Origin of the sequence: Actinomyces naeslundii, assembly GCF_001956585.1 — a bacterium.
GTDB classification, from domain to species: Bacteria; Actinomycetota; Actinomycetes; order Actinomycetales; family Actinomycetaceae; genus Actinomyces; species Actinomyces naeslundii.
Genome location: NZ_MSRR01000018.1, coordinates 161432 through 168605 on the forward strand (window position 1 = coordinate 161432; position 7174 = coordinate 168605).

Sequence of the window (7174 nt, forward strand, 5' to 3'; positions counted from 1 at the left end):
AGGGGGATGAGGATGCCCACGAAGTGGATAAGAATATCGGCTGGCCGGCACCCCGGCCCCTCCCTCACCGATACCATCGGGCCTCCCATGAGCCCGCGGCTCTCCGCCGGCCCCTTGCGGGCCTCGTCATCGGACTCCGGCTCCTCCCGGGGAGCCGACCGGTCTTTATCCATCGTCAACCTCCCACCACCTACTGTTTGAGGAGTGTTCATGCCGTCGGCCTCGTCCACCACAACTCCCCCGGACGTACCCCAGAACGTGCCCTCTCAGGCAACCTCCGTCTCCTCGCAGTCGGCCTCGGCGAGGCCCTCCACAGAGCCCACAGAGCCAACCGCCCCCGCAGCCCAGCCCTCCCGCCTGAAGGCGCACGCGCACCGCGCCTGGCGGACCACCCGCGCCTGGCTGGCCCCGGCGCCGGCAGCAACAACCTCCGCGGCACTCATCGTCCTCGTCAACCTCGCCCTCGCCCCCTGGGGCCACCGGGGTGAGATCGCTCTGTCCGCCTTCATCAACCAGCCCCAGCGCGTGTGGACCCTGCTGACCGCGTGGGCGGCCCCCGGACTCCTGGTGCCGGTGGCAAGCGCCATCATGCTGCTGTCCGTCGGCGTCCTGCTGGAGCGTCTCCTGGGGACACGGCGCTGGTTGGTCACGAGCGTCGTCTCCACCGCCGGGGGCATCGCCCTGGCGCAGGCTCTCTACCCTTTCATCGGGCAGGTGTGGGAGACATGGTCCCCCTACCTCGTCCACGCCCCGATCCGGGGCGTCACCCTGCCCATCACCGGCCTGGTGGCGGCCTCCACCAGCGTCATGCGCCCGTCCTGGCGGCGACGCGTGCGCCTGGCCATGTTCGCCGTCCTTATCGTCTCGGCCGCCGTGACCGGCACCGTGGGCGCCCTGGCCCGCCTGGGGACCGGCGTCATCGGCCTCATCGTGGGCGTCGTCCTGGAACGCGGGCAGCAGACCGCCCCCTCCCAGGAGCTGCCCAGGCGTGTGGAGCGCGAGCTCGTCGCCTTCCTGGTGGCCTGCTGGGCGGTGAGCTGTGCCCTGGCGGTGGTGAGTAACGCCGCCGGCCCCCTGGCCGACGCCCGCTTCGGACTGACCCCTGCGATCCTGCCCAAGGGCGCCGCCGTCTCCCCGGTTGAGCTGCTCCTGCTGTGCATGCCCGCGCTTCTTCAGCTGGTTCTGGCCGATGGCCTGCGCCGCGGACGCCGCTCGGCGGCCCTGGGCACCATCGCGCTCCAGATCTTCCTGGGCGCTTGTGCGGCCGTGTTCGCTTTCGTGGACAAGATCGACGCTCAGCACCCCGAGCCGGCTCCCGAGACGCCCCAGCCCCTGCTCGGCTGGGCGCTGTCCGGGCATCTGCTGATACCGCTCCTGCTCAACATCGTGGTCATCAGCCTCGTGGTGTGGAAGCGGGGCTGCTTCACCCTGGGATCGTGCCCCGGCGTCATCCGCCGCGCCGTCACCGCCTGGGTCCTGACCGTCGTGGGCGGGGCGGCCGTCACTGTCCTCGGCGGCATGCTCATCCCCCGGGACTTCGCCCCCTACGCGAGCTGGCCCGACCTGCTGGAGACCTATGTGTCCTATCTGCTACCCGTGAGCACCGGCGGCATCCTGGGACTCATCGTGGCCCCCCTGACCCCCTTGGCCCACCTCCTCATCAAGGCGACACCGGTCCTGGTGTGGCTCCTGACGATCCTGTGGGTCTGGCTGGCCCAGTCGGCGCCCGCCCGTACCCGAGTCTCCAGCCGCGAGGAGCTGACCGAGCTGGTACGCGCCCGCGGCGCAGGAACCCTGGGCTGGATGCTCACCTGGGAGGGCAACGAGGCCTGGGTCAACGAGACGGGCACGGCCGGATTCTCCTACCGCCCCAGCCGCGACGTCGCCCTGACGGTCGGAGACCCCGCCGCCGCCGACGCCGACGTGGCCCAGGCTGTGCGTGACTTCGCCGGTTTCGCCACCGACGCCGGACTCATCCCCGCCCTCTACTCGGTGCACGCCCCGGCGATGGAGGCCGCCCGCGCCATGGGCTGGACGATCCTGCAGGTGGCCGAGGAGGCCGTCCTGGACCTGCCGGACCTGGCCTTCCGCGGTAAGGCCTACCAGGACGTGCGCACCGCCCTCAACCACGCCCGCAAGGAGGGCATCGAGGCCGTGTGGACCACCTTCCGCGACTGCCCGGCCGGCCGGCGCGACCAGATCCGCGCCATCTCCCAGGCCTGGGCCAGCGACAAGCCGCTGCCGGAGATGGGATTCACCCTCGGCGGCCTGGCCGAGCTCGACGACTCCGAGACGCGGCTGCTGCTGGCCGTCGACGCCGACGGCACCGTCCAGGGCGTCACCTCCTGGCTGCCGGTCTACCGCGACGGGAGGATCGTCGGCCTGACCCTGGACTTCATGCGTCGCCGCGAGGGCGGCTTCCGCCCCGTCATGGAGTTCCTCATCGGACGCGCCGCCCAGGACGCCCAGGCCGAGGGCCTGGAGATCCTGTCCCTGTCCGGGGCGCCACTGTCCCGCTCCGCCCCGGCCGACGGCGGCGCCTCCTCACGCTTCGACCCGCTCCTCAACCTCCTGGCCTCCGTGCTGGAGCCGGCCTACGGATTCGGCTCCCTGCACGCCTACAAGCGCAAGTTCAAGCCGCGGTCAGTGCCGATGTACCTGGCGGTTCCCGATCTGGTGGACCTGCCCACGGTGGGGATCGCGATCGCCCGGGCCTACCTGCCCGGTCTCAAGCCCTCTCAGACGGCGCGCTTCGCCCAGGTGCTGATGAACCGTGACTGAGATCGGCGGTGCTGGTGTGGCCACCGCCGACACCGCCACCGCTAGCAGCACCGCCGGCAGCACTGCCGACGTGCAGGCCTCGGGCGGCGTCGTGGGCGCCCTCAAGGCCGTCCACATCCTCCAGCCCTGGCTGGGGGCGGCCTGTGCGGTCGTTGCCATGGCGGTCATCACCTGGCTGTGGTGGCGGCGCACCCGCCACCTGCCCTGGACCCGCCAGCTCATCGTGCCCGCCGCCGGAGCCGCGAGCGCGGCGACCTTCTGGCTGGTCGTGGACGTCATCTGGCATCCCATCGCCGACGGCGTCGGCTGGTTCGTGTGGACCTGGGTGGGAGTCGTCGGCCTCGTCATCGCCCAGCTGGTCACCGGCAACCGCACCGAGGGACGCCACCAGACGGTGCGTTCACGCAACCGCCGCCTGGTGCGAGCCACCGAGTCCGCCTCTAGCCTCGTAGCCGTGGTGGCCTCCTCCCTGCTGGCAGTCAACACCTTCTTCGCCTCCTACCCGACCCTGGCATCCGTCCTGGGCTACGGGGTGGCGACCACGCCACTCAACCGTCTGCAGAGCGCCGCGGCCCGGTCCCCGGCACCCGTGCGCGGACACGGGACGCTGGAGGAGACCTGGAGACCGCCGTCGGACATGCCCGCCCGTGGTGAGGCGGTCACCGCCGACATCCCGGCCGGCGACCAGTCCGGAACGAAGGGCTTCACACCGCGAGGGGCCTTCATTTACCTGCCGCCGGCCTACCTGGGCTCACAGCGCCCGGCCCTGCCGGTCCTCGTCCTGCTCACCGGGCAGCCGGGAAGCCCGTCGGACTGGTTCGAGCTCGGGGGCCTGAAGGACACGATGGACGCCTACGCGGCCGACCACCACGGCCTGGCCCCGGTGGTCGTCGTCGCCGACCTTCTGGGCAGCCCGTACGCCAACCCCCTGTGCTCCGACACCGAGGCAGGCGGTAAGGTGGCCACCTACCTGGAGAAGGACGTCCCGGCCTGGATCAGGGCGAACCTGCAGGTCGACGACGACCCCGCCCACTGGGCGGTGGCCGGCCTGTCCAACGGGGGCACCTGCGCGATGCAGGTCGTCACCCGCTCCCCGGGCGTCTACCGCACCTTCCTGGCCATCAGCGCAGAGGAGCACCCCACGCTTGGCAGCGTGGAGCGCACCATCTCCCAGGGCTTCGGCGGAGACCGCGCCGCCTACGAGGCCAACGACCCGATCTCCCTCATGGCCGCCGCCCCGCCCGGCCGCTACGACGGCATCGCCGGCATCCTGTCGGTGGGCCGCCAGGACACGAGCTACCGCGGGGCCGTGCCGGTCCTGGCCGAGGCCGCCACAAAGTCCGGAATGACGGTGAGCACCCGCCAGTACGACGGCGCCCACACCTGGGCCGTGTGGGGACCGGCGCTGGCCGACCAGGTCGACTGGCTGGGCAGGCGGCTGGGTATCGCCTCGCCGTCGCCGGTCTCCTGATCGCGGCCCCGGTCCCCACAGCGCCGTTCGTCTGCGGGGCTCGTTACTCGGCTACTCGTCCTTGTCCTCGACGGCAGCGCGCCCGGCCTCCAGGCGGGCGACCGGCACGCGGAAGGGCGAGCAGGAGACGTAGTCCAGGCCCACGCGGTGGAAGAAGGTGATGGACTCGGGGTCGCCGCCGTGCTCGCCGCACACGCCCATCTTCATCGTCGGCTTGGTGGCGCGGCCGCCCTCGACTCCCAGGCGCACCATGCCGCCCACACCGTCGACGTCGATGGTCTCGAAGGGGGAGGATCCGAAGATGCCGTCGTCGATGTAGCGGCCCACGAAGGAGGACTCGACGTCGTCGCGCGAGAAGCCCCACGTGGTCTGGGTCAGGTCGTTGGTGCCGAAGGAGAAGAAGTCGGCCTCCTCGGCGATGTGTGCGGCGGTGACGGCCGCGCGCGGCAGCTCGATCATGCAGCCCACCGGGAAGTCGAGCGCGTAGCCGGAGGCCTCGGAGACCTCTCGCAGCACCAGCTCCACGCGCTCGCGCGCCAGCTGGAGCTCGCGCACCGATCCGATGAGCGGAATCATGATCTCGGGGTGCGGGTCGCCGCCGACCTTGAGGCGCTCGACGGCGGCCTCGGCGATGGCGCGCACCTGCAGCTCGATGAGGCCCGGCATGGTCAGCAGCAGGCGGGCGCCGCGCAGGCCGAGCATCGGGTTGGACTCGTGGATCTTGCGCACCACGGCCAGGAGGTCCTCGTCGGCCGGGTCCAGCTCGCCGCGCTCTCGGTCCACGGCCACCTTGACGCTCAGCTCGGTCAGGTCCGGCAGGAACTCGTGCAGCGGCGGGTCGATGAGGCGCACCGTCATGGGCTTGCCGTTCATCGTCTCGAACATGGTGATGAAGTCGCCCTTCTGCAGCGGCAGGAGGGCGGCCAGGGCGGCCTCGCGCTCGTCGTCGGAAGCGGCCAGGATGAGGTTCTGGACGAACTGCTTGCGCTCTCCCAGGAACATGTGCTCGGTGCGGCACAGCCCCACGCCCTGGGCGCCGCGGTGGATGGCGTGGCGGGCGTCGTCAGGGGTGTCGGCGTTGGCGCGCACCTCGAGGCGGCGCACCTTGTCCGCGTGGCGCATGAGGCGGTCCACGGAGGTGACGAGCTCGCGGGTGTCGACGTCGCCGGCCACGTCAAGGGCATCAGCCAGGCCCCGGCGCAGGTAGGTCATGACCGGGGAGTCGACGACGGCCACCTCGCCGAGGAAGACCTCACCGGTGGTGCCGTCGATGGCGATGATGTCGTCACTGGTGAACACCTCGTCGCGCCCGGCCACACGTAGGGTCTTGCCAGCGATGTCGACCTCGAGGGCCTCGGCGCCGCACACACAGGTCTTGCCCATGCCGCGGGCGACGACGGCGGCGTGGCTGGTCTTGCCGCCACGAGCCGTGAGCACACCGGCAGCCGCCACCATGCCGGGCAGGTCGTCGGGGTTGGTCTCGCGGCGCACGAGAATGACGTGCTCGCCCTGCTCGGAACGGGCGATGGCCTCCTCGTTGTCGAAGACGATGTAGCCCACGGCGGCGCCCGGGGAGGCGGGCATGGCGCGCGTGAGCAGGTCACGGGCGGACTCGTCGTCGAACTGGGGGAACATCAGCTGGGTGAGCTGCTCGCCCGAGACGCGCGTGAGGGCCTCATCCATGGTGATGAGCTTTTCGTCGACCAGCTGGGTGGCCACGCGGAAGGCGGCCGCAGCGGTGCGCTTGCCCACGCGGGTCTGGAGCATCCACAGCCTGCCGCGCTCGATGGTGAACTCGATGTCGCACAGGTCGCGGTAGTGCGTCTCCAACCGGTGCATGATGGAGCGCAGCTCGTCGTAGGAGTTCTTGTCCAGGTGCTCGAGGTCGGCCAGGGACAGGGTGTTGCGGATGCCGGCGACGACGTCCTCACCCTGGGCGTTGACCAGGTAGTCGCCGTAGACGCCGGTGCGCCCGGTGGAGGGGTCGCGGGTGAAGCACACGCCGGTGCCTGAGGTCTCCCCCATGTTGCCGAACACCATGGTGCACACGTTGACGGCCGTTCCCAGGTCGTGGGGGATCTTCTCGCGACGGCGGTAGATGTGGGCGCGCTCGGTGTTCCAGGAGCGGAAGACGGCCTCGGTGGCCATGTCAAGCTGGGAGCGGGGGTCCTGCGGGAAGTCGATGCCGGCGTGCTCCTTGACGATGGCCTTGTACTCCTCGACCAGCTCCTGGAGGGCGTCCACGGGGAGCTCGTAGTCCATGGAGACGCCCCGCGCGTCCTTCTTGGCGTCCAGGGCGTCGGAGAAGTGGTCGCCGTCGATGTCCAGGACGGTCTTGCCGAACATCTGGATGAGGCGGCGGTAGGAGTCCCAGGCGAAGCGCTCGTCGGAGCTGGCGGCGGCCAGGCCCTTGACGGAGACGTCATTGAGGCCGATGTTGAGGACGGTCTCCATCATGCCGGGCATGGAGAACTTGGCGCCGCTTCGCACCGAGACGAGCAGGGGGTCCTCGGCGGCGCCGAGCTCGCGCCCCAGCTCCTCCTCGACTCCACGCAGAGCGGTAGTGACCTGGACCGAGAGCTCCTCAGGGACCTCGCCGCTGGCCAGGTAGGCGCGACAGGCGTCGGTGGTGATGGTGAAGCCGGGGGGAACGGGGAGAGCCAGCCGGGTCATCTCCGCCAGATTCGCTCCCTTGCCTCCCAGGAGGTCCTTCTGGTCCTTGTCACCCTCGCTGAAGCGGTACACGTACTTGGGCATCGATGCCCCTTTCTGATTCGGGTCGTTCTCGGGTCTGACTCAGATCGTCCTGATGCAGGCGTGACGCGGCGACGCGTCGTTCACGATATGACTCTAGTGTGACTTCAGTCCTAGACCAAACACGCCGACTCCAGCGCGCCTCCTCCCGGCGCGCCCGCCGACGCC

Annotated in this window: 3 protein-coding genes; 2 read left to right on the forward strand and 1 reads right to left on the reverse strand. The window is 70.6% G+C overall.

What is annotated here, in order from left to right; genetic code table 11:
• Positions 1 to 210: 210 nt before the first annotated feature.
• Positions 211 to 2781, forward strand: coding sequence for a bifunctional lysylphosphatidylglycerol flippase/synthetase MprF (locus BKH33_RS09230; RefSeq protein WP_043539892.1), 2571 nt, complete (start codon positions 211 to 213; stop codon positions 2779 to 2781).
• A complete protein-coding gene (locus tag BKH33_RS09235) occupies positions 2774 to 4252 on the forward strand; it encodes an alpha/beta hydrolase (RefSeq protein WP_003785364.1) in 1479 nt (492 codons plus the stop codon). The genes BKH33_RS09230 and BKH33_RS09235 overlap by 8 nt, the downstream gene beginning before the upstream one ends.
• 51 nt (positions 4253 to 4303) lie before the next feature.
• Here BKH33_RS09235 and ppdK read toward each other — a convergent pair whose 3' ends face one another.
• The gene (gene ppdK, locus BKH33_RS09240) at positions 4304 to 7009 is read right to left on the reverse strand and encodes a pyruvate, phosphate dikinase (RefSeq protein ID WP_003785367.1); all 2706 of its coding nucleotides are present in this window, start codon (positions 7007 to 7009) and stop codon (positions 4304 to 4306) included.
• Positions 7010 to 7174 lie beyond the last annotated feature (165 nt).